The following is a 21,207-nucleotide window of genomic DNA, read 5'->3' as shown; positions in this document are numbered from 1 at the left end:
CGGGAATTTCGCGAGAGCGCACCAGGCCTCGCAACCGGCCGCGTCCGAACCCTCTTGAGTTGCCCCGCAACGTCCCGACCTGCAGGGTCTACGGCGCGCGCGTTGCGCCCCCGCGACCGTTGTCGTAGCCTGCACTTCCCGTGGACCTGCACTCGTTTCACCCCTCCGTCGCCCGCTGGTTCCTGCGAACCTTTCCCGGCCCCACCTCGGCCCAGGCCCAGGCGTGGCCGGCGATCCGTGCCGGGCGCGACACGCTGGTGGCCGCGCCCACCGGCTCGGGCAAGACGCTCACGGCCTTCCTCGCGGCGCTCGACGACCTGGTGCGCCGCGGCCTCGATCCCGCCGGCCTGCCCGACGAGACCGCCGTCGTCTACGTCTCGCCGCTGAAGGCGCTGTCCAACGACATCCGCCTGAACCTCGACGCGCCGCTCGCGGGCATCCGCGCCGAGCTGGCGGCGCTGGGCCTGCCCGAGATCGACATCCGCACCGCCGTGCGCACCGGCGACACGCCGCAGCGCGAGCGCCAGCAGAGCCTGCGCCGGCCGCCGCACGTGCTGGTGACCACGCCCGAGTCGCTCTACGTGCTGCTGGGCTCCGCCTCGGGCCGCAAGATGCTGTCGACGGTGCGCAGCGTGATCGTCGACGAGATCCACGCCATCGCCGCGAGCAAGCGCGGCAGCCACCTGGCGCTGTCGCTGGAGCGATTGCAGGAGCTCTGCACGGCGCAAGGCGGCGCGCGGCCGGTGCGCATCGGCCTGTCGGCCACGCAGAAGCCCATCGACGAGGTGGCGCGCTTCCTGGTCGGCGCGGGCGCGCTGCGCGCCGACGGCACGGCCGACTGCGAGATCGTCGACATCGGCTATGCCAAGCAGCGCGACCTCGCGCTCGAGCTGCCGCCCACGCCGCTCGAGGCCGTGATGTCGGGCGACCAGTGGACGCAGGTCTATGCGCGCGTGGCCGAGCTCGTGTGGCTGCACAAGACCACGCTGGTGTTCGTCAACACGCGCCGCATGGCCGAGCGCGCAGCGCGGCACCTGGGCGACATCCTCGGCAAGGAGGCGGTGGCCGCGCACCATGGCAGTCTGTCGAAGGAGACGCGGCTGGCCGCCGAGCAGCGCCTCAAGCGCGGCGAGCTCAAGGTGCTCGTCGCCACGGCCTCGCTCGAGCTGGGCCTGGACATCGGCGACGTCGACCTCGTGTGCCAGCTCGGCTCGCCGCGCGCCATCGCCACCTTTCTGCAGCGCGCCGGGCGCTCGGGCCATGCGGTGGGCGGCGTGCCGAAGGCGCGGCTGTTCGCGCAGTCGCGCGACGAGCTGGTCGAATGCGCCGCCCTGCTCGACTGCATCCGCCGCGGCGAGCTCGACGCGCTGCGCGTGCTGCCGGCGCCGCTGGACGTGCTGGCGCAGCAGATCGTGGCCGAGACCGCCTGCCGCGAATGGAACGAGGACCAGCTGTTCGCCCTGGTACGTCGCGCCTGGCCCTATGCGCAGCTGTCGCAGGCGCGCTTCATGGAGGTGGTGCGCATGGTGTCCGAGGGCTTCGCCACGCGGCAGGGCCAGCGCGCGGGCTATGTGCACCGCGATGCCGTGCACCACCTGCTGCGCGAACGCAAGGGCGCGCGCATGACCGCGCTGACCTCCGGCGGCACCATCCCCGAGACCGGCGACTACACGGTCGTGCTGGAACCGCAGGCCGACAAGATCGGCACCGTCAACGAGGACTTCGCGGTCGAGAGCCTCGCGGGCGACGTGTTCCAGCTCGGCAACACCAGCTACCGCATCCTCAAGATCGAGCCGGGCCGCGTGCGGGTGGAGGACGCGCAGGGCGCGGCGCCCAACATCCCGTTCTGGCTCGGTGAGGCGCCGGGGCGCAGCGACGAGCTGTCGTTCGGCGTGTCGCGGCTGCGCGAGGAGGTGTCACAGGCGCTCGCATCGGGCGGCAACGACGCGGCGATGGCGCTGCTGACGCAGGCCATCGGCCTCGACGACGAGGCCGCGCGCCAGATCGTCGCGCATCTCGCGCAGGCGCGCGCCGTGCTCGGCGACCTGCCCACGCAGCACACGCTCGTGATGGAGCGCTTCTTCGATGCCTCGGGCGGCATGCAGCTGGTGATCCACGCGCCCTTCGGCAGCCGGCTCAACCGCGCCTGGGGCCTGGCGCTGCGCAAGCGCTTCTGCCGCACCTTCAACTTCGAGCTGCAGGCCGCGGCGACCGAGGACGCGATCGTGCTGTCGCTCTCGACCAGCCACAGCTTCCCGCTCGACGAGGTGGCGCGCTACCTGCATTCGGCCTCAGCGCTGCATGTGCTGGTGCAGGCGCTGCTCGACGCGCCCCTGTTCGGCGTGCGCTGGCGCTGGAACGCCACCACCGCGCTCGCGCTGCCGCGCTTCACCGGCGGGCGCAAGGTGGCGCCGCAGCTGCAGCGCATGCGTTCCGAGGATCTGCTCGCGGCCGTCTTTCCCGACCAGGTCGCATGCGCGGAGAACATCGTCGGCGAGCGCGAGATCCCCGAGCATCCGCTGGTCGCGCAGACGCTGGACGACTGCCTGCACGACGCGATGGATGCCGATGGCTGGCTCGCGCTGCTGCGGCGCATGGAGGCCGGCGCGGTGCGCGTGCTGGCGCGCGACCTGCCCGCGCCCTCGCCGCTCGCGCTCGAGGCCCTGAACGCGCGGCCCTATGCCTTCCTCGACGACGCGCCGCTGGAGGAGCGCCGCACGCAGGCCGTGCAGAACCGGCGCTACACCGATCCGCAGAGCGCCGACGACGTCGGCCAGCTCGACGCGCAGGCCATCGCGAGCGTGCGCGAGGAGGCATGGCCGCAACCGCGCGGCGCCGACGAGATGCACGAGGCGCTCGGCATGCTCGGCGCCCTGAACGACGACGAGGTGGCCAGGCAGGCGGATTGGAAGAAATGGCTGACGGCCCTCGCCAAGGCCGGCCGCGCGACGCGCCTGCTGTTCGAGGGCAAGGGGCGTTCCGCGCGCGGCCTCTGGGTGACTGCCGAGCGGCTCGGCCTGCTGCGCGCCGTGGCACCCGATGCGCCGATGCAGCCCGCCATCGCCGCGCCCGACGACGCCGAGCAACCCGCCGATCGCGACACCGCACTGCGCGAACTGCTGCGCTCGCGCCTGGGCGGGCTCGGCCCCGTGACGGTCGCGCAGCTTGCCACGCCGCTCTTCCTGTCGGCCGCGGACGTCGAAGGCGCCCTGCTCGCGCTGCAGGCCGAAGGCAGCGTGCTGCAGGGCCGTTTCACGCCCGGCGGCACCGAGCCCGAATGGTGCGAGCGCCATCTGCTGGCACGCATCCACCGCTACACGCTCGGCCGCTTGCGCCGCGAGATCGAACCGGTCGAGCCGCGCGACTTCGTGCGCTTCCTCTTCGAATGGCAGCACATCGGCGCGGGCTCGCGCGTGAGCGGCCCGGAAGCACTGTCGGGCATCCTCTCGCAGCTCGAAGGCTACGAAGCGCCCGCGCCGCTGTGGGAGGCCGAGCTGCTGCCCGCGCGCGTGAGCGACTACGCGGGCGCCTGGCTCGACGACCTGTGCACCGCCGGGCGCGTGCTGTGGACGCGGCTGCGGCCGACGGCCACCGAGGGGCGCAAGGGCGCGGGCAGCCTGTCGTTGCGCGCCACGCCGGTGGTGCTGCTGCCGCGCCGCAGTTCGGCGCTGTGGACCACGCTCGCACCGGCTCCCGCCGATGATGACAACCTGGGCTCGCGCGCTTCACGCGTCGCCACGCACCTGGCCCAGCACGGCGCCTGCTTCTTCGACGAGATCGCGCACGGCACCCGGCTGCTGCCGGTCGAGATCGAGGAGGCGCTGACCGAACTGGTCGCCAAGGGCCGCGCGCGCTGCGACAGCTACGCGGGCCTGCGCGCCCTGCTGGTGCCGGCCGCCAAGCGCGCCTCGGCCGACCTGCGGCGCCGGCGGCGCGCGCCCCTCTTCAGCATCGAGGACGCCGGGCGCTGGACTTTGGTGCGGCCCCCCGCCGCCGCCGAAGCGCTGGCCGCCAGCTCCGCCGAAGCGATCGAACAGGTGGTGCACGTGCTGCTGCGCCGCTACGGCGTCGTCTGCTGGCGGCTGCTCGAGCGCGAGGCCGCGTGGCTGCCGTCCTGGCGCGAGCTGGTGCGCGTGTGCCGCCGGCTCGAGGCGCGCGGCGAGATCCGTGGCGGCCGCTTCATCGCCGGCGTGTCGGGCGAGCAGTTCGCCTTGCCCGAGGCGGTGGCGTCGATGCGGCGCGTGCGCCGCGAGCCGGGCGACGGTGCGCTGATCGCGCTCGCGGCCAGCGACCCGGCCAATCTGCTCGGCACGGTCGTGAATGGTCCCAAGGTGCCGCGGGTCGCGGGCTCGCGCGTGCTGTACTGCGACGGCGTGCCGATCGCGACCAGCGTGGCGGGAGAGATCAGCCTGCTGGTCGAGCTCGATGCCGCGCGGGCGCAGGCTGCGAGGCGTGCGCTCTCGCTCGAGCCCTCGCTGCGCAGCCACGAACTCGCCGCGCAACCGTCGGCTTGAGTTCGCGCGACTGCCTCAACTGGCCTCGGCGCCGTGCCCGCCGCCGCGCGTCACGACCTCGACCGACTGCACGCCTTCCAGCGTCTCGAGCCGCCGCACGAAATTGCCGATGTCGGCCGAGGACACGCGCACCAGCTGCACCGTGATGTCGTCGAGCTCACCGCCCGGTCGCACCGCGACCAGGAAGCGCCGCAGCCGCGCGGGTTGCAGGTCGAGACCCTGCTCGAGCGACTCCGGGCTCACCGCGCCGTGCGTCGCGACCACGCGCAGCCGGCAGCTCTGGCTGCGCGCGCGGTAGGCCTCTTCGAGCGGCTTGATGCCCGCGAGGATCACCAGGATGATCACGGTGGAGGCGGCCGCCGGAAAATAGAGCCCGCCGCCGACCGCGAGCCCGATCGCGGCCACGGTCCAGATGCTCGCGGCGGTCGTGAGCCCGCGCACGATCTCCCCGCGCGCGAGGATCGCGCCGGCACCGAGGAAGCCGATGCCCGACACCACCTGCGCGGCCGCGCGCGACGGGTCGAGCACCACGTGCTCGCCGCGCAGGCTGTCCGCGAAGCCATAGGCCGACACCAGCATGAACAGGCAGGCGCCCACGCTCACCAGCATGTGCGTGCGGATGCCCGCGGCCCACAGCAGGCGCTCGCGCTCCAGGCCGACGAGGCTGCCGAGCGCGGCGGCGACGAACAGGCGCAGCAGCGTCTCGCCATGGGACAGAAGAACGTTGCCGTGCAGCATGGACAGGGCCGGCGTCATTCGGTGAAGTTGTCCTTGATCAGGTCCACCACGTCCGACGAGCGCCCGCCGAGCACCGCCTTGGCGGAATACAGCATCGTGCCCGCGACCTGGCTGAACTCCACCTTCGGCGGCATCACCAGCTCCGTGCGGTTGACCTTCACGTCGAGCAGCGCCGGCCCGGGATGCGCGAGGAAGGCGCGCACGGCATCGGGCAGTTGCTCGGCGCGCTCCACCTTCTGCCCGTAGAAGCCGATCACCTCCGCCAGCCGCGCGAAGTCGGGGTTCAGCAGGTCGGTGTAGTTGTCGAGCAGCCCCTCGACCTTCTGCTCGAGCTCCACGAAGTTCAGGCTCGCGTTGTTGTAGACCACGACCTTGATCGGCAGCTTCTCCTGCACGGCCGTCATCAGGTCGCCCAGCAGCATCGCGATGCCGCCGTCGCCCGACAGCGAGATCACCTGCCGGCCCGGGAAGGCCTTCTGCGCGCCCAGCGCCTGCGGCATGGCGTTGGCCATGGTCCCGTGCAGCAGGCTCACGAGCGTGCGACGGCGGCCGTTCATCGTGAGGTGGCGCAGCGACCACACCATCGGGCTGCCGCCATCGGCCGTGAAGACGGCATCGTCGGCCGCCAGTTCGTCGATCACGCGCGTGAGGTGCTGCGGATGGATCAGCCCCGCCTTGCCGGGCCGCTCGTCGCGGCGCAGCGTCTCCAGCGAGGCCTGGCGGTGGCGCAGGCAGTCGTCGAGAAAACTTCGGTCGGCACGCTCCTCGAGCAGGGGGATCAGCGCCTCGATGGTGTGCGCGATGTCGCCCACCAGCCCCAGCGCCACCGGATGGCGGCGCCCGAGATGGCTGCCGTCGACGTCGATCTGCAGGATGGTCGCCTTGGCCGGATAGAACTGGCTCCACGCGAAGTCGGCGCCCAGCAGCAGCAGCGTGTCGCACTCCTGCAGCGCGCGGTAGCCCGATTCCACGCCGAAGATGCCGGTCATGCCCATGTTGAAGGGGTTGTCGTACTCCACGAAGTCCTTGGCGCGCGAGGTGTGGGCGATCGGCGCCTTCAGGCACTGGCCGAGCGCCAGCAGCATCTCGTGCGCGCCCTCGCAGCCATGGCCCGCATAGATCGCGATCTTCTTTCCCTTGCCGAGCAGGTCCGCCAGCTGCGCGAGTTCGGCATCGTTGGGCCGGATCACCGGCGCGGCGCGGTGCACCGAGAAGCCCAGGCCCTCCTTCACCTCGGTCTGCGCGATGTCGCTCGGCAAAATGACGACGGCCACGCCGCGCCGCGACAGCGCCGCCTGCGCCGCGAGCGCCACCACGCGCTGCGCCTGTTCGGCCGACTGCACTTGTTCGCAGAAGACGCTGCAGCCCGCATAGAGCGACTTGAAGTCCACCTCCTGCGGAAACTCCATGCCGAGCTCGGCCGTCACGATCTGGCTCGCGATCAGCACCACCGGTGCGCGGTTGCGGTTCGCCTCGAAGACGCCGTTGATGAAGTGCAGCCCGCCCGGCCCGCACGAGCCCGCGCAGAGGCTCAACTCGCCCGTCAGGTACGACTCCGCGCCGGCGGCGAAGGCGGCCGCTTCCTCGTGGCGCACATGCACCCATTCGATCTCGCTGCGGCGGATCGCGTCGGTCACGTGGTTCAGCGTGTCGCCGACGATCCCGTAGCAACGTCTGGCGCCGGCCTTCTGCAGGGTTTCGATGACGAGGTCGGCGACTTTCTTGTGGGCCATGCGGGGCTTCCTTTGCGACAAAGAAAAGAGGCTACGCATGCGCCCCGCGCGGCCCGTGGGCAGCCGTCGGAATCGTGGGTAGGATTTCGCCGCACAGGCAGAATGCGCCAAACATCCCGCAAAAGCCCGACGGCGGCAACGACCCCGCCCCGTCGCGAGACAACCGACCCGATGCAATCGACCGGAACCCTGCGCGGCATCGCCGCGATGCTGCTGGCCTGCGCCTTCTTCGCCTGCATGGACGCGCTGCTCAAGACCCTGGCCGCGCACTATCCGCCGGCGCAGGTGATGGCACTGCGCGGCCTCACGGCCCTGCCCCTGGTCTGCCTCTACGTCGCCTGGCGCCGCGAGGCGGCCGGCGTCTTCAACCGCCGGTTGCGCTGGCGGCTGCACCTGCTGCGCGCCGTGCTGAACATGGCGATGCTCGTGCTCTTCGTCCATGGCCTCAAGACCCTGGGGCTGGCCGAGGCCTACACGCTCACCTTCATCGCGCCGCTGCTGATGGTGCTGATCGCCGTGCCGATGCTCGGCGAGTCGATCCACGCGCGGCACTGGATCGCCATCGGGCTGGGCTTCGCGGGCGTGGTGATCGCGCTGCGGCCCGAGCAAGGCGCCTTCCTCTCGACGGGCGCCATCGCGATCCTGGTGGCCGCGGTCTGCTATGCGCTGTCGAACATGCTGGGCCGGCTCATCAGCCGTACCGAGCCGAGCGCCGCGCTGGTGTTCTGGACCACCGTCGGCATGGCCCTGGGCGGCAGCCTGCTGGCGGCGCCGCAATGGGTGCCGATCCGCGCCGAGCACGCATGGATGCTCGCGGGCCTGGCCCTCAGCGGCTTCCTCGGGCAACTGGCCATCGCCGAGGCTTTCCGCCATGGCCAGGCCGCTGCCATCGCGCCCTTCGAGTACAGCGCGCTGGCCTGGGCCATCCTGCTCGACTGGCTGTTCTGGCAGGCCGTGCCCGATGCCTGGACCCTGGGCGGCGGCGCGCTGATCGTCGCGAGCGGCCTGTGGCTGGCGCGCAGCGAAGCCTCGCGATCGGCCCGCAACAAGCAGCAGCCGGCGGCCTCGGCGACGCGCCCCTCGTCATGAGCGCGCCGGCAGCGCGGCGCTCGCAATCCCCTCGGCACGGTGCCCGGCGATCCGGCGGCCGGCCATGTGCGAGGTGAAGATCGCGAGCATGAACACACCGACGCTGATCAGGCTCAGGTGGTGGGCGCCGAGGACGTGGATGCCGATGGCGCCCAGGATGCCGGCCGTCGTCACGCCGAGGTAGGTCGCCGCGGTATTGAGGCCGAGCAGCACCGGCGCAATGGGCGGCGCGATATTGACCAGCCGATACTGCTGCGGCCCCTGGATGCCCCACCCTGTCGCCCCCCAGATCGCGACGGCCACGACGGCGGGCCATAGCGAGGCGCTGGTCCAGGGCAGGAAGGCCATGTCCACCGCCTGGGCCGCCAGCACCACGAACATGACCCTCGTCGGACTGGTCCTGTCGAGCACGCGCGCCAGTGCGATGTTGGTGAGCGTTCCGCTGGCGCCCCAGACCACCAGCAGCGCACCGAACACCAGCGCGTTGACCAGCACGCGATCGAACACGACCGAGAAGTAGACGTAGACCAGGAAGTTGCCCGCCATGCCCAGGTAGGTGGTCAGCAGGGTCCAGCCGATGCGCGAATCCTTCAGCGGCGCCAGGCGCGCCCTGAGACCGATCCTCGGCGGCAGCGGCACCTGCCTGAGCAGCACCAGGATGCCGAGGCCCGCCGCCAGCCCCACGGCCGAGACGAAGTACATCGTCCAGCGCCAGTCGCCGAGTCCTCCGAGCACCGTGCCGATCGGCGAGCCCAGCGCCGTGGCCGCCGTCAGGCCCGCGACGATCACGGCGATCGCCTGGCCGCGGCGGTTCGGCGCCACGATGCTCGCGCCCGTCCCGGTCGCCGTCGGGGAGTACATGGCCGCGCCCAGTCCGGCGAACACGCGCGACGCCAGCGCGACCGCGAAGCTGGGCGCGAGCGCCGTGGCGAGGTTCGCGAGCACGAAGATGCCGAGCCCCGCCAGCATCAGCTGCTTGCGCGGAACGTTGCCCGCGACGGCGGCGATCGTCGGCGCCAGCAGCGCATAGGCGATCGCATAGAGCGTCGTCAACTGGCCGGCCACTGCGATGTCGACGTCGAAGCTGTGCGCCAGCTGCGGCAGGATGCCGGCCATCACGAAGGTGTCCGTGCCGAGCGCGAACATCCCGAGGGCCAGCACCAGCAATCGCTTGTCCATGGCTTTTCCTTCAGCGCGACGCGGCGAAAAGCTGCTGCACCTCGGCGAACGGCTTGGCGTCGGCCGAGAGCGGATCGGAGTGGCCGGTCTCGAGGAAGCCCCGGGCGGCGCGCTCGGCCTGCCCCCACACCAGCTGCGGGATCGCGGAGCCCGCGCTGAGGCGCCGCACGCCGAGCTTGTAGAGCGCGGCCGCACCGGGCAGGCCACCCCAGGCCATGACGTTCAGCGGCAGCCGCGTGGCGAGGGCGACGTCCTCGATCTCCGTCGGCTCGCGCAGGCCCGGCACGAACAGGCCGTCGGCGCCCGCGGCCGAGTACAGCGTCGCGCGCCGGATCGTTTCCTCCACGCGCTCCGAGGGCTCCGCGAGCCCGGCGAGGACGACGTCGGTGCGCGCGTTCACGAACAGGTCGGCGTTCGTCCGGTGCAGGAAGGCCCGGATCGCCTCGATCTTGGCCGTCAGGATCGCCGGGGCGTCCCGTCCGTCCTCGATGTTGATGCCCATCACGCCGAGGTCGAGCAGCCGCTGCACGAGTTCGACGACGGCCTTCGGGTCGTCCGAATAGCCGTTCTCGATGTCGACCGACAGCGGCACCGTGAGCACCCTGGCGATCCTCGCGACCGCACCGACGGCTTCGTCGACCGGCAGCGCCCGGCCGTCCGCATGGCCCAGCGACCAGGCGAGCCCCGCGCTGGTGGTGGCGATGGCCGCGGCACCGGCGTGCTCGAACAGCCGGGCCGAGGCCGCGTCCCAGGCATTGGGCAACACCAGCGGCATGGCGGCGCGGTGAAGCTGGCGGAAATGCGCGACCGTGTTTCTCGCCGGGTCGAGGTGGGGGGAAGTCAATGCGTGCTCCTGAAGTGGGCCCCTCGCGGGGTGACAGGCGTTGATCTTCGGTCTAAACTTCGATGGCGTTAAGGTCAGGTTTCCGTCTTTTTGCGCCATGGGCTCGCCCCGTGCGCACCATGGAACGAGGTGTCGGATGATTCGTGTCGGCGTGGTGATCTATCCCGGTTTTCAGCTGCTCACCCTGGCGGTGGTCTCGGTGTTCGAGTACGCCAACATGTCGCTGGCCGAGCCGCTGTATGTCCACACCCTGCTGTCCGAGCACGGCGGGCCCGTCCGGTCCTCGTGCGGCGTGGAGGTCGGCACGGTGCCGTTCGGCAACGCGCGCTACGACACCGTGCTGGTGGTCGGCGATACCGTCGTGACCGAGGGCTCCCCCGCCATGCTGGCCTTCCTGCGCAAGTCGGCGCGCCGCGCGCGGCGCATGGGCGCGGCCTGCACCGGCGCCTTCAACCTCGCGCAGGCCGGGCTGCTCGACGGCAAGCGCGCGACCACCCACTGGGCCCACGTGGTCAAGATGCGGCGCCATCACCCGGAGGTGCTGCTCGAGGAGGACAGCATCTTCGTGCAGGACGGCAGCGTCTGGACCTCGGCCGGCGCCACCGCCTGCATCGACCTCGGCCTGGCCCTGGTCGAGGAGGACTGCGGTGCCGACGTCGCCAAGCTGGTGGCGAAGCGCATGGTCGTGTACCACCGGCGCACCGGCGGCCAGTCGCAGCATTCCGCGCTGCTCGAGCTGCGCCCGCGCACCGACCGCATCCAGAAGGCGCTCACCTATGCGAAGAGCCATCTGACGAACGAGCTCTCGCTCGAGGAGCTCGCCGAGGCCGCCAGCCTCAGCCCGCGCCAGTTCGGCCGCGTGTTCAGGGAGGAGACGGGCCAGACGCCCGCCAAGGCGATCGAGCGGCTGCGCACCGAGACGGCGCGGCTGATGATCGAGTCGCAGCTGCTGCCGATCGAGACCGTGGCGCGCGACACCGGCTTCGGCGATCCCGACCGCATGCGCCGGGCCTTCCTGCGGGCCTATGGGCAGCCGCCGCAGGTCATTCGCCGGGCCAATCGGTCGGAGGCGCGGCGCGCCTGAGCAGGCATGCCGCCGCGCGTCTCAGTCGAAGGTCCGTGCCACGAACGACGACTTGTTCGTGATCGACCAGCGGCCCTCGACCTCGTGCATCACGAAGTGATCGTTGAACAGCTTCTGGCCAATCCGCACCTTCACGGTGGCCGTCGAGAGGCTGTCCGAGATGTGCGCCATCGACAGGATCGCCTCCTCGCGCGGCGAATCCGTCGAACCGGGGCTCGGCCTTCCGTGGATGAGCGCCGCATAGTCGGTCGACGACAGGGTCTGCAGCTCGCCGTCCTGAAGCCATTGGACGAGGCAGCTCGGGTGGAAGACCTGGTGGAAGTCGCGGCTCTTCGGCTCGTAGGCGAGATGGAAATAGTCGTCGATCAGGGCGGCGACGGCTTGGGTCTGGGTCATTGCGAAATCTCTTCAAGGGATAGAAGCTTCGTATGGTGAAAGCTCCTCCCCTTCCCCGCTACCGCGAATCGGGCATCGCTGCCATTACAGGAACACATGGATCATGGAAGACCTCGATGGAGGACTCATAGGCGGGTTGCTGGTGCTGGCCGCGGTCGCCGACTGCAAGAGCTTCAGTGGTGCCGCCTCGCGCCTGGGCCGGACGCAGCCCGCGGTGAGCCGCGCCATCCAGCGGCTGGAAGACCGGCTGCGCGCGAAGCTCGTGCATCGCACCAGCCGGCAGGTCGAAGTGACGGATGCGGGGCACGCGTTGCTGGCGAAGGTGCTGCCCTTGCTCCAGGGCATCGAGGAGGCGACGGTCGGCGCGTCGGCACAGACCTCGGTCGTCGACGGAACGCTGCGCGTGGCCTGCGATGCGGTGTTCGCCCGCCTCGTGCTGGCGCCGGAGCTGGCCGAGTTTCTCCGGCGCCACCCCGCGCTCCAACTGAAGCTGGAGACGCGCAACGATCTCCCGGACCTGGTGAGCGACGGATTCGATCTCGCCATCCGGTTCGGAGCGCCGTCGGTGTCGACGCTGGTCTGCCGCAGGCTCTACAGCCCGCGGATCCTGACCGTGGCCGCGCCCGCCTACCTCGCGCAACGCGGCCGGCCGGCGTCGCCGCAGGACCTGGTCGATGGCGGTCATGAATGCATCCAGGCCATCGACCCGTCCACCGGCCGGCTCTTCGACTGGGAGTTCTGGCGCGGCGGCGAGAAGCTGAAGGTGGCCGTGCGCGGCAGCCTGACGGTCACCGATGCGGGCACCAAGATCGGCGCCTGCCTCGCGGGCTACGGCATCGCGCAGGTGATCGACCTCGGCATCGAAACGCACCTGCGCGCCGGCACGCTGGTGCCGGTGCTGACGGACTGGCCCGACGAGACCTTCCCGCTCTATGTCTACTACCCGGGCAGGGAGCACGTTCCGGCCAAGGTCAGGGCGTTCATCGACTTCGTCGCGCGCATGATGCCCGGGCCGCAATCCGAGGGACACGCAGCCTGCCGGCAACGCGCCTGAGCAGGCACCGCGCGGCCCTTGCCGGCCACCGCCCCGCAGGCGCGCGTCCGACAATGCAATCGCCGCGCACCGACACCACGCGCCGCTTCGCCTGCCCAAGCTGCGGCGCTTCAATGTCAAGGAGCAGCAGCATGCAACGTTTCATCGATCGCGTCGTCATCGTCACGGGCGCCGGTTCCGGCATCGGCGAGGCCACGGCCCGCCGTTTCTCGCAGGAGGGCGCCAGCGTCGTGCTCGCCGGCGACACCAAGGCCAAGCTCGAGCGCGTCGCCGCCGACCTGCCGCCGGAGCGCACGCTGGTCAAGCTCACCGACGTCTCGAACTACAAGCAGGTGCAGGCCCTGGTGGCCGCCACCATCAAGCGCTTCGGCGCGCTGCACGTGCTGTTCAACAACGCCGGCATCGCGGTCGAGGGCAGCGTGACCGAGGCGCCTTTCGACGGCTGGGCGAAGACCATGGCGACCAATGTCGGCGGCGTGTTCCACGGCTGCCGCGCGGCCATGCCGCACCTGATCGCGAGCCGCGGCTGCATCGTCAACACCGGCTCGGTCTCGGGGCTCGGCGGCGACTGGGCGCTCGGCTTCTACAACGCCTCGAAGGGCGCGATCGTCAACTTCACCAAGGCCCTCGCGCTCGACCATGGCAAGGACGGCGTGCGCGTCAACGCCGTCTGCCCGAGCCTGACCTTCACGCCGATGACCGAGGACATGAAGGGCGACCGCAAGCTGATGGCGAAATTCCGCGAGCGCATTCCGCTGGGGCGCGGGGCCGAGCCTTCGGAGATCGCGGCGGTCGTGGCCTTCCTGGCGAGCGACGATGCGAGCTTCGTCTCGGGCGTGGCGCTGCCGGTGGACGGCGGGCTCATGGCCTCGAACGGGCAGCCCAACATGGCATGAGGCGGCGCGGCCGCAGGATGCGTCATTCCTGCGTGGCGATGCGCTGCAGGCCTACGCGATGCGGGCAACCCCGAACCGAGTGTCATGGCTTCCACGAAACCCAATCAGGAGCCCCACATGACCACCAAACGCGCCGAACCCGACGCCTGCAGCCTGCTCGACACCGACCACAAGAACGTGAAGAAGCTGTTCACGGCCTACGACGAACTCGTCGGCTCGAAGGCCGCGAGCGCGACCGCGAAGAAGCGCCAGCTGGCGCAGCAGATCTGCGCCGAACTCACGGTGCACACCCAGATCGAGGAAGAGATCTTCTATCCGGCGGTGCGCGAAGCGATCAAGGAAACCGACCTGCTCGACGAGGCCGAGGTCGAGCATGCCAGCGCCAAGGACCTGATCGCCCAGATCCAGGACGCCGGGGAGATCGACGAGATGTTCGATGCCAAGGTCAAGGTGCTGGGCGAATACATCGACCACCACGTCAAGGAAGAGCGCAACGAGATGTTCCCCAAGGCACGCGCGGCCAAGGGCCTGGACCTCGTGACGATGCGCGAGCTGATGGCGGCGCGCAAGGAAGAGCTGATGGCCGAATTGACGGCGGCGGCTTGAGTCGTCGCGCCCCGTATCGAGCCCGCCGCGTGCGGGCTTAATCCGTGCGCTCGGCCTTCGAGAGGGCCGCCCTGCCCTCCGGCGTCACCCGAAAGATGATCGAGAGGCCCTGGGTCAATGGCACACCCGGCGGCGGAAGCCGGGCCTCGATCAGGCCCGCGGCCTCGAGAACGATGGCGTTGCGGATGTCGGCCTCTTCATGAAGGGCGAGCGGAAACTGCGAATCCTTGATGCGGCGTAGAAAATCCATCGGCATGGGTGACCTCCGACGGGCGCGGATGATAGCCAAGACAGCGGGGGTTGCGCCATGTCATTTCACTACCGAATGCCCGGGAATGGGGTCCGCGCCCGCTCCGGCCTTGCGCGCCCGGCTCGACCGCGCGGGCCGACGGCTGGGCATTTCCCCGAGGATGCCCGGCTGCTGGCGCTGCGCGCGCGTCAACGCCGAGAGCCCTTCGACGGTCACTTCGAGAACGATGGCGCGCGGAATGTAGAACTCGCCCGTTCGCTCCCGCAACGGCCGATCGAAGGTCGCGCGCACCAGGCCCGCGGCCTCCAGCGAGAGCAGCTGTTCGATCTCGTCGCGCGAGGTGGACTCGGCCGGCAGCCGCCGCTGCCAGAAGGTGGCCAGCAGCTTCATGCTGACGAGCACCCGCTGTTGCCGTTCGCTGAGCATCTTCGAACGCATTCCTGCCACCTCCCGGTCGAAACCGAATCCTTGCCCCCTGCACCGGGTTATCGGCCACGGACCGCGCGGCAGGCGTAGGCGCGTTTCCGGTTCCCGCGACGTCCAGGCGCCCTGCGCATTCCGGGGCCGTCGGTGCGCCACGACGAGCTGGCGCGGCGGGCACCTACACGGCGCCCCGTGTCCGAGCCCCACCGTGAGGCATCGATCAGTCAACCAACCCACCCAGGAGCTACACCATGACCACCGCATCCATCACCAGCGACGAAGTCCTCTCGATCCTCAACGACCTGCTCGAGAACTCGCGCGACGGCGAATACGGATTCCGCGCCTGCGCCGACGAAGTCGAAGACACGCAGGTCAAGCAGGTCTTCGAGAACCGCGCGGTCCAATGCGCCGCGGCCGCCGAAGAGTTAGCCACCCTGATCCGTGCGCTCGGCGGCAAGGCGGACCAGGGCGGCAGCGTCAGCGGCGCGCTGCATCGCGGCTGGGTCCATGTGAAGGGCACGCTGGGTGCCGACAGCGCCCTGTCGATGCTCGAGGAGTGCGAGCGCGGCGAGGACTCGGCCGTCGCGCGCTACCGCAAGGCGCTGAAGAACGACCTGCCCGCCGAAGTGCTCGCCGTCGTGCAGCGGCAGGCCGACGGTGCCCAGCGCAACCACGACCAGATCCGCGACCTGCGCGACCAGTACAAGGCCAAGGGCTGAGCATGGCCACGCGCAAGCCCATGTCGCCCGTGAACATCGAGCAGAACCGCGAGGTCGGCATCGACACGCCGCTGGACGGCAGCCGCATGGGCCGCGAGGCCGGCAAGCCTTCGGGCGATCCGGGCGAGCGCGGCCACGATGCGCCTCCGCCCGGCACCGAGGGCACCAAGCCGCCCGCGCAGACCCGGCGCAACGGCGAGAAGGCCTAGCCGGCCGGCGGGCCTTGTCGCTGCTCATCGAGTCAATCCCTCAGGAGGTCCCGTGACAGACGATCCCAAGAAGACCGCGCTCGATCGCAAGCTCATCGCGCTGCACGAACCCCATGAAGTCCGTTCGTGGACCCAGAGCCTGGGCTGCACCGAGACCCAGCTTCGCGACGCGGTGAAGGCCGTCGGCAATTCGGCCGACGAGGTCCGCCAGTACCTGGCCGAGAAACTCAAATGAAGCGTCTTCGGCGGCGCGAGGACCTCGCGCGGCAGCCCCATCCCGGTCCTGGCCAGCGCTCGACGCAGTGAACGACGCGGCGAGCTTCGAGCCCTACGAACATCCGGCCGGCGGCTGGGGTTCGCTGAAGGCGGTGGGCAGCATCCTGCTGCGCGAACACATTCCCATCTTGGGCGCGCGGGCCCTGCTCCAGCAGAACAAGCCCGATGGCTTCGCCTGCGTGAGCTGTGCCTGGGCCAAGCCCGGCCATCCGCGCACGGCCGAGTTCTGCGAGAACGGCGCCAAGGCCACGGCCTGGGAGCTCACGGCCAAGCGCATGCCGCCGGCCTTCTTCGAGCAGCACACGGTCACGCAACTGCTCGGCTGGAGCGACCACGAACTCGAAGCCGGCGGCCGTCTCACGCGGCCGATGCGCTGGGACGCCGCGAGCGACCGCTACCTCGAAATCTCATGGGATGACGCCTTCGCGGAGATCGGCGCCGAGCTGCGCGCGCTGCGCCGCGAGGATCCGGCCTCGGTGGTGTTCTATGCCTCGGGCCGCGCCTCGCTCGAGACCAGCTACCTCTACCAGCTGCTGGCGCGCCTGTACGGCAACAACAACCTGCCCGACAGTTCGAACATGTGCCACGAGACCACCTCGGTGGCGCTGCCCGAGACCATCGGCGTGCCCGTGGGCACGGTGCGGCTCGACGACTTCGAGCAGTGCGACGCGATCTTCATCTTCGGCCACAACACCGGCGTGAGCAGTCCGCGCATGCTGCACCAGCTGCAGGAGGCCCGCCAGCGCGGCGCGAAGATCGTCACCTTCAACCCGCTGCGCGAACCCGGGCTGGTGCACTTCGCGAACCCGCAGTCGCCCCTGCAGATGCTCACGCCCGCAGAGACGCAGCTCAGCACCCAGTATCTGCAGGTGCGCAACGGCGGCGATCTCGCGGCGCTCGCGGGCCTGTGCAAGGCGCTGGTGGCTGCCGACGATGCGGCGCTCGCGGCCGGCGCACCTCGCGTGCTCGATGCCGGCTTTCTCGCCGCGCACACCGAGGGCTTCGAGGATTTCGCCACCTGGCTGCGCGAAGTCTCGTGGACCGTCATCGCCGCGGAATCGGGCCTGACGCGCGAGGCGCTCGAACAGGCCGCCGCCACCTTCGCCGAGTCGCGTGCCGTGATCGGCATCTACGGCATGGGCCTGACCCAGCATGTGGAGGGCGTCGCGAACGTGCAGATGGTGTCGAACCTGCTGCTGCTCGGCGGCCACATCGGGCGCCCTGGCGCCGGCATCTGCCCGGTGCGCGGCCATTCGAACGTGCAGGGCCAGCGCACCGTGGGCATCACCGAGAAGCCCGAGCTCGCGCCGCTCGAGGCGATGGCGAAGCTCTACCGCTTCGAGCCGCCGCGCGAGAAGGGCCTCAACACGGTGGAGGCCTGCCGCGGCGTGCTCGACGGCTCGGTGCGCGCCTTCATCGCGCTCGGCGGCAACTTCACGCGCGCCGTGCCCGACACCGACCGCATCGAGCCCGCATGGAAGAAGCTGCGGCTCACCGTCAACATCGCCACCAAGCTCAACCGCAGCCATCTGGTGCATGGGGAGGTGTCGTACCTGCTGCCCTGCCTGGGCCGCATCGAGATCGACCGCCAGGCGGGCGGCGAGCAGTCGGTGTCGGTCGAGGACTCCACCGGCGTGATGCATGCGTCGCGCGGCGTGGCCGAGCCCACCGCCGACACGCTGCGTTCCGAGGTCGCGATCGTTGCGGGCATCGCGCTCGCCACCTTGCCGCCGAACCCGGCCGTGCCCTGGGAGGCCTGGGCCGAGAACTATGCGCGCATCCGCGAGCACATCGCGCAGGTGCTGCCCGAGGTGTTCCACGACTTCAATGCGCGGCTGGGAGATCCGGCGGGCTTTCCTCGGCCGCTGCCCGCGCGCGAGCGCGTGTGGAAGACGAAGAATGGCAAGGCCAACTTCAAGGGCTACGGCCTGTTGCGCGAGGGCGCGGCGCCATCGCAGCAGGCGCTGCGGCTCATGACCCTGCGCAGCGACGACCAGTTCAACACCTCCATCTACAGCCTCGACGACCGCTTCCGCGGCATCCATGGCACGCGCCGCGTGCTGCTGATGAACGTGCTCGACATGGCGCGGCTGGCGCTGGCCGAGGGCGACATGGTCGATGTGAACGCCGAAGGGTTCGAGGACGCCGAGCGCCGGGTGACGGGCCTGCGCGTCACGCCCTACGACCTGCCCGAGGGCTGCGTGGGCGGCTACTACCCCGAGTGCAATCCGCTGATTCCGCTCGAGCACTTCGCGCGCCAGAGCATGGTGCCGGCGGCGAAGGCGATTCCCGTGCGCGTGGCGCGCTGCCCGGTCGCCTGAACGGGCGCCGGGACGCCGCGTCCGGCAACACGGTCAGTCATTGCCGGTGGCGTCGGTGCGCTCCGCATTGGTGGTGCTGCGCGAACCCTTGAGATGGAGTTCGATGTCCGAGGCATTCGGGCCGACGGCACGAATGGCCTCCTCGACCTGCTCGACGGTGGCGTCCAGCTTGCGGGCGAGTTGCGCGACGTCCGCGGCGGACTTGGCATCGATCTTCGGCGAGGCATCGTTGTGAAGGGTCATGAAAGTGCTCCGGAAATCGGGTTGTAAACAAAGGCGCGGGCCAGCGCCGCAAGGCTGAGACGGTCGCGGCGACCGCGCGGCCGCCGGTCTTCAGGACCCGGATCGGGCCTTCACCTCGGCCTCCGCGTCCAGCCAGTCCTGCTCGGCGTTGCCCTCGGTCTTTCCGCGGCGCTCGTAGGCGGCATAGGCGGCTTCGCGGATCGCCTGTTCCCGGTCGGTCTCGCCGGTTTCCTTTGGCGCGGCCACCGCGGCGTCGTCCAGACCTTCGGTGAGCGAATCGACCGGTGGGTTCGCGCCACCCGCCGGCGCGACCAGGGGCTGGTCGCCGCCATTCTTCGAACTTGCCATCTGAGGCTCCTTGCAGTGTTGGGTTCGATGGACGGTAAGCCGGCCAGCCGGCGGCTCCGTCTCTTCTTTGCGAACAATCTCGTAGGAGCAGGTCGCCCCGCGCCGACATGCCGTCGGCGGCGCGCGCGCCACGGGCGCAGGCGCACTCCTGCAAGAGGATGCGCGCGAGGATGTCGCGGGCAGGCCGCCTGCGCACGCACGCTGCGACGGATCGCAGGAGATCGCAGGAGCACTTGCCCATATGTCAGACATCCAGCCTTTCCCACGCCCCCACCCTCGAGAGGACGACGATGGCCCCGTGGGCGGCATGCCCAACACCGCCACCGTCGCCTATGCCGGCAGGTCGCTCTGGCTCGCGCGCTTCGATCGCTTCGCCAGCCGCGTCACGCGCTGGGCCGGCACGCCGACCGCCTTCTGTGTCGCCCTGATGGCGGTGGCCGCCTGGGCGCTGTGCGGGCCGCTGTTCAAGTTCTCGGAGAACTGGCAGCTGGTGATCAACACCGGCACGACGATCGTGACCTTCCTCATGGTGTTCCTGATCCAGCAGAGCCAGAACAAGGACAGCGTGGCCGTGCACCTCAAGCTCGACGAACTGCTCGCCACCAGCCAGCGCGCGAGCAACCGCATGATCGGCATCGAGGCGCTGGACGAGCAGGAGCTGCAGCGCGTGGCCGCCTTCTATGCCCGTCTCGCGGAACGCGCCAAGGCCGGCAACCTGACGTCCGAGGCCGCGCAGAAGGTGGCGATGGGCAGGGACATGGCCAAGTGCGCGGAACGGTCGGAGTCCGCGGCGCTCTTCTGAGAACTTCCCCCCCTTTCTTCCCTTGACATGCACAGAAGACCCGCCATGACCGATCCCCGCGAAGCAGGCCCCAGGCCGCCTTTCTCGACCCCCCAGCAACAGCCGCCCGGCCTCGAATCCGAGATGTCGCCGCGTCCCGACTTCGGCGAGAACTCCTACGTGGGCGCCGGCAAGCTGCTTGGCAAGGCCGCCCTGATCACGGGCGGCGACAGCGGCATCGGCCGCGCCGTCGCATTGGCCTTCGCGCGCGAAGGCGCGGACGTGGTGATCTCGTACCTGGCCGAAGAGGAGTCCGATGCGCAGCTCACCCGCGGGCTGGTCGAGGGCGCCGGACGCCGGTGCGTGCTCGCGCCCGGCGACATCCGCGAGGAGGCGCAATGCCAGGCCCTCGTGGCCACCACGCTCGAGCACTTCGGGCGCATCGACGTGCTGGTGAACAACGCGGCATTCCAGATGTCGCACAAGTCGCTCGAGCAGATCAGCGCCGAGGAGTTCGACCGCACCTTCCGCACCAACGTCTACGCGAACTTCTACCTCTGCAAGGCCGCGGTGCCCCATATGAAGCCCGGCAGCTCGATCATCAGCACCGCCTCGGTCAATGCCGACAAGCCCAATGCCACGCTGGTGGCCTACGCCGCGACCAAGGGCGCGATTCAGAACCTCTCGGGCGGCATGGCGCAGCTGCTCGCCGACAAGGGCATCCGCGTGAACTGCGTGGCGCCGGGGCCGTTCTGGACCCCGCTGATCCCCTCGACCCTGCCGGCCGGCAATGTCAGGGAGTTCGGCACGCAGACGCCGATGAAGCGCCCGGGCCAGCCGCGCGAGCTGCAGGCGGTCTACGTGCTGCTGGCCTCCGACGAAGGCAGCTACATCTCGGGCGCGACGATTCCCGTGACCGGCGGCGTGCCCTTCCTCTGAGGCCTAGGCCGCGCAGCGCGCGAGCGGCAGGTGCAGCAGCGCCTGGCGCAGCGTGGTGTCGACCCGCCGCAGCGACAGGCCGTGGCGCACCGCCACTTCCTCGCGCGTGAGCTCGTGCACCCGCAGCGCCACCAGGATGTGCTGGTGACGCAGCGGCAGCACCCGCATCGCGCGCTCCACGGCCTGGAGGTCGGAGCGCGCCTCGGCGATCAGCTCCGGCCCGGGCGACTGGTCCGCCAGGTGCTCGAGCGTTTCCTGCGCGCCGTCCGCCGACTGCCACGGCCGCTCCGCGCGCAGCCGGTCCATGGCCGCATTGCAGGCGACGCGATACACATAGGCCAGCGGGCTTTGCACGCCCGCGAAGGCCGTGCCGGCCAGCCGCAGCCAGGCATCGTGCAGGCTCTCGCTGGCCGCGTCGGCACTGCCCAGGTGGCGTGCGAGCCGGCGGTGCAGCTGCGCGTAGTTCGCCACCAGCAACGCCTGGAAGTCCGGCGACGGCGCACGGTCGATCCCTGCGGCATCGCCGCAGGGCACGGACATCGGCGAGTTCATGGCGGGTGGCCGG

The 21,207-nt window shown here is 70.4% G+C and carries 22 protein-coding genes; 12 read left to right on the top strand and 10 right to left on the bottom strand.

The genetic code is table 11. From position 1 onward, the window contains the following. Window positions 1-140 precede the first annotated feature (140 nt). Window positions 141-4,514, top strand: a complete 4,374-nt coding sequence (locus AC07RV_RS03445) for a DEAD/DEAH box helicase (RefSeq protein ID WP_296782432.1) — start codon at window positions 141-143, stop codon at window positions 4,512-4,514. A 15-nt stretch (window positions 4,515-4,529) separates the two neighbouring features. On the opposite strand, the gene AC07RV_RS03440 is transcribed toward AC07RV_RS03445, so the two are convergent. Together AC07RV_RS03440 and AC07RV_RS03435 are read right to left on the bottom strand one after the other, a co-directional pair. After that, entirely contained in the window at window positions 4,530-5,252 is a 723-nt protein-coding gene (locus AC07RV_RS03440) for an MgtC/SapB family protein (protein WP_371268843.1), read from the bottom strand. Between the two features lie 14 nt (window positions 5,253-5,266). Then, the gene (locus tag AC07RV_RS03435; protein WP_296782431.1) at window positions 5,267-6,985 is read right to left on the bottom strand and encodes a thiamine pyrophosphate-dependent enzyme; all 1,719 of its coding nucleotides are present in this window, start codon (window positions 6,983-6,985) and stop codon (window positions 5,267-5,269) included. 171 nt (window positions 6,986-7,156) lie between these two features. Here AC07RV_RS03435 and AC07RV_RS03430 point away from each other — a divergent pair, with 171 nt between their 5' ends. After that, window positions 7,157-8,074, top strand: a complete 918-nt coding sequence (locus AC07RV_RS03430; RefSeq protein ID WP_296782430.1) for a DMT family transporter — start codon at window positions 7,157-7,159, stop codon at window positions 8,072-8,074. Here the strand turns inward: AC07RV_RS03430 and AC07RV_RS03425 are convergent. Next, window positions 8,069-9,253: an MFS transporter gene (locus AC07RV_RS03425; protein ID WP_296782429.1), complete on the bottom strand. Its 1,185-nt coding sequence runs from the start codon at window positions 9,251-9,253 to the stop codon at window positions 8,069-8,071. The two genes, AC07RV_RS03430 and AC07RV_RS03425, sit on opposite strands and share 6 nt — an antisense overlap. Before the next feature lie 10 nt (window positions 9,254-9,263). Further along, window positions 9,264-10,097 (bottom strand): isocitrate lyase/PEP mutase family protein, encoded by an 834-nt coding sequence (locus tag AC07RV_RS03420; protein WP_296782428.1) that lies wholly within the window; start codon window positions 10,095-10,097, stop codon window positions 9,264-9,266. Between the two features lie 136 nt (window positions 10,098-10,233). Here AC07RV_RS03420 and AC07RV_RS03415 point away from each other — a divergent pair, with 136 nt between their 5' ends. After that, complete coding sequence (locus tag AC07RV_RS03415) at window positions 10,234-11,181, top strand: GlxA family transcriptional regulator (RefSeq protein WP_208513440.1); 948 nt, start codon at window positions 10,234-10,236, stop codon at window positions 11,179-11,181. 21 nt (window positions 11,182-11,202) lie between these two features. Here the strand turns inward: AC07RV_RS03415 and AC07RV_RS03410 are convergent, their stop codons facing one another. Further along, window positions 11,203-11,577 (bottom strand): nuclear transport factor 2 family protein, encoded by a 375-nt coding sequence (locus AC07RV_RS03410; RefSeq protein WP_093349545.1) that lies wholly within the window; start codon window positions 11,575-11,577, stop codon window positions 11,203-11,205. A gap of 103 nt (window positions 11,578-11,680) precedes the next feature. Here AC07RV_RS03410 and AC07RV_RS03405 point away from each other — a divergent pair, with 103 nt between their 5' ends. The 3 genes from AC07RV_RS03405 (at window position 11,681) to AC07RV_RS03395 (ending at window position 14,133) form a co-directional block, all read left to right on the top strand. After that, entirely contained in the window at window positions 11,681-12,631 is a 951-nt protein-coding gene (locus AC07RV_RS03405) for a LysR family transcriptional regulator (RefSeq protein WP_296782427.1), read from the top strand. 131 nt (window positions 12,632-12,762) lie between these two features. Further along, the gene (gene budC / locus AC07RV_RS03400; RefSeq protein ID WP_093349551.1) at window positions 12,763-13,527 is read left to right on the top strand and encodes a meso-2,3-butanediol dehydrogenase; all 765 of its coding nucleotides are present in this window, start codon (window positions 12,763-12,765) and stop codon (window positions 13,525-13,527) included. A 117-nt stretch (window positions 13,528-13,644) separates the two neighbouring features. Then, complete coding sequence (locus AC07RV_RS03395) at window positions 13,645-14,133, top strand: hemerythrin domain-containing protein (protein WP_296782426.1); 489 nt, start codon at window positions 13,645-13,647, stop codon at window positions 14,131-14,133. 37 nt (window positions 14,134-14,170) lie between these two features. Here AC07RV_RS03395 and AC07RV_RS03390 read toward each other — a convergent pair whose 3' ends face one another. Together AC07RV_RS03390 and AC07RV_RS03385 are read right to left on the bottom strand one after the other, a co-directional pair. Beyond that, complete coding sequence (locus AC07RV_RS03390) at window positions 14,171-14,389, bottom strand: hypothetical protein (protein ID WP_296782425.1); 219 nt, start codon at window positions 14,387-14,389, stop codon at window positions 14,171-14,173. A 54-nt stretch (window positions 14,390-14,443) separates the two neighbouring features. Further along, window positions 14,444-14,821: a hypothetical protein gene (locus AC07RV_RS03385; RefSeq protein ID WP_296782424.1), complete on the bottom strand. Its 378-nt coding sequence runs from the start codon at window positions 14,819-14,821 to the stop codon at window positions 14,444-14,446. A gap of 236 nt (window positions 14,822-15,057) precedes the next feature. Here AC07RV_RS03385 and AC07RV_RS03380 point away from each other — a divergent pair, with 236 nt between their 5' ends. The 4 genes from AC07RV_RS03380 (at window position 15,058) to AC07RV_RS03365 (ending at window position 18,331) form a co-directional block, all read left to right on the top strand. After that, window positions 15,058-15,525 (top strand): ferritin-like domain-containing protein, encoded by a 468-nt coding sequence (locus AC07RV_RS03380; RefSeq protein WP_093349562.1) that lies wholly within the window; start codon window positions 15,058-15,060, stop codon window positions 15,523-15,525. A gap of 2 nt (window positions 15,526-15,527) precedes the next feature. Continuing rightward, the gene (locus tag AC07RV_RS03375; protein ID WP_296782423.1) at window positions 15,528-15,734 is read left to right on the top strand and encodes a hypothetical protein; all 207 of its coding nucleotides are present in this window, start codon (window positions 15,528-15,530) and stop codon (window positions 15,732-15,734) included. 52 nt (window positions 15,735-15,786) lie between these two features. After that, window positions 15,787-15,969: a DUF3606 domain-containing protein gene (locus AC07RV_RS03370; protein WP_093349567.1), complete on the top strand. Its 183-nt coding sequence runs from the start codon at window positions 15,787-15,789 to the stop codon at window positions 15,967-15,969. A 67-nt stretch (window positions 15,970-16,036) separates the two neighbouring features. Further along, entirely contained in the window at window positions 16,037-18,331 is a 2,295-nt protein-coding gene (locus tag AC07RV_RS03365) for an FdhF/YdeP family oxidoreductase (protein WP_296782422.1), read from the top strand. A 33-nt stretch (window positions 18,332-18,364) separates the two neighbouring features. On the opposite strand, the gene AC07RV_RS03360 is transcribed toward AC07RV_RS03365, so the two are convergent. Next, complete coding sequence (locus tag AC07RV_RS03360) at window positions 18,365-18,574, bottom strand: DUF3606 domain-containing protein (protein ID WP_296782420.1); 210 nt, start codon at window positions 18,572-18,574, stop codon at window positions 18,365-18,367. Window positions 18,575-18,664: 90 nt separating this feature from the next. Further along, on the bottom strand, window positions 18,665-18,922 hold the full coding sequence (locus AC07RV_RS03355; protein ID WP_296782418.1) for a DUF2934 domain-containing protein: 258 nt from the start codon (window positions 18,920-18,922) through the stop codon (window positions 18,665-18,667). Window positions 18,923-19,229: 307 nt separating this feature from the next. Between AC07RV_RS03355 and AC07RV_RS03350 the strand changes: the two genes are divergently transcribed. Both AC07RV_RS03350 and AC07RV_RS03345 read left to right on the top strand, forming a co-directional pair. After that, window positions 19,230-19,724 (top strand): low affinity iron permease family protein, encoded by a 495-nt coding sequence (locus tag AC07RV_RS03350; protein WP_296782416.1) that lies wholly within the window; start codon window positions 19,230-19,232, stop codon window positions 19,722-19,724. Between the two features lie 45 nt (window positions 19,725-19,769). Then, window positions 19,770-20,642, top strand: coding sequence for an SDR family oxidoreductase (locus AC07RV_RS03345; RefSeq protein ID WP_296782415.1), 873 nt, complete (start codon window positions 19,770-19,772; stop codon window positions 20,640-20,642). A 3-nt stretch (window positions 20,643-20,645) separates the two neighbouring features. Here AC07RV_RS03345 and AC07RV_RS03340 read toward each other — a convergent pair whose 3' ends face one another. Continuing rightward, window positions 20,646-21,194, bottom strand: coding sequence for an RNA polymerase sigma factor (locus AC07RV_RS03340; protein ID WP_296782413.1), 549 nt, complete (start codon window positions 21,192-21,194; stop codon window positions 20,646-20,648). Between the last annotated feature and the right edge of the window lie 13 nt (window positions 21,195-21,207).

This window comes from Variovorax sp. GW821-FHT09B01 (assembly GCF_059418345.1).
This window is presented reverse-complemented; position numbering and strand designations above follow the sequence as displayed.

Coding starts and splice junctions, on each gene's coding strand:
- AC07RV_RS03440 (WP_371268843.1), bottom strand. CDS start 5,252: ATGCTGCACGGCAACGTTCTTCTGTCCCATGGCGAGACGCTGCTGCGC.
- AC07RV_RS03435 (WP_296782431.1), bottom strand. CDS start 6,985: ATGGCCCACAAGAAAGTCGCCGACCTCGTCATCGAAACCCTGCAGAAG.
- AC07RV_RS03430 (WP_296782430.1), top strand. CDS start 7,157: ATGCAATCGACCGGAACCCTGCGCGGCATCGCCGCGATGCTGCTGGCC.
- AC07RV_RS03425 (WP_296782429.1), bottom strand. CDS start 9,253: ATGGACAAGCGATTGCTGGTGCTGGCCCTCGGGATGTTCGCGCTCGGC.
- AC07RV_RS03415 (WP_208513440.1), top strand. CDS start 10,234: ATGATTCGTGTCGGCGTGGTGATCTATCCCGGTTTTCAGCTGCTCACC.
- AC07RV_RS03410 (WP_093349545.1), bottom strand. CDS start 11,577: ATGACCCAGACCCAAGCCGTCGCCGCCCTGATCGACGACTATTTCCAT.
- AC07RV_RS03405 (WP_296782427.1), top strand. CDS start 11,681: ATGGAAGACCTCGATGGAGGACTCATAGGCGGGTTGCTGGTGCTGGCC.
- budC (WP_093349551.1), top strand. CDS start 12,763: ATGCAACGTTTCATCGATCGCGTCGTCATCGTCACGGGCGCCGGTTCC.
- AC07RV_RS03395 (WP_296782426.1), top strand. CDS start 13,645: ATGACCACCAAACGCGCCGAACCCGACGCCTGCAGCCTGCTCGACACC.
- AC07RV_RS03390 (WP_296782425.1), bottom strand. CDS start 14,389: ATGCCGATGGATTTTCTACGCCGCATCAAGGATTCGCAGTTTCCGCTC.
- AC07RV_RS03385 (WP_296782424.1), bottom strand. CDS start 14,821: ATGCGTTCGAAGATGCTCAGCGAACGGCAACAGCGGGTGCTCGTCAGC.
- AC07RV_RS03380 (WP_093349562.1), top strand. CDS start 15,058: ATGACCACCGCATCCATCACCAGCGACGAAGTCCTCTCGATCCTCAAC.
- AC07RV_RS03375 (WP_296782423.1), top strand. CDS start 15,528: ATGGCCACGCGCAAGCCCATGTCGCCCGTGAACATCGAGCAGAACCGC.
- AC07RV_RS03360 (WP_296782420.1), bottom strand. CDS start 18,574: ATGACCCTTCACAACGATGCCTCGCCGAAGATCGATGCCAAGTCCGCC.
- AC07RV_RS03355 (WP_296782418.1), bottom strand. CDS start 18,922: ATGGCAAGTTCGAAGAATGGCGGCGACCAGCCCCTGGTCGCGCCGGCG.
- AC07RV_RS03350 (WP_296782416.1), top strand. CDS start 19,230: ATGCCCAACACCGCCACCGTCGCCTATGCCGGCAGGTCGCTCTGGCTC.
- AC07RV_RS03345 (WP_296782415.1), top strand. CDS start 19,770: ATGACCGATCCCCGCGAAGCAGGCCCCAGGCCGCCTTTCTCGACCCCC.
- AC07RV_RS03340 (WP_296782413.1), bottom strand. CDS start 21,194: ATGAACTCGCCGATGTCCGTGCCCTGCGGCGATGCCGCAGGGATCGAC.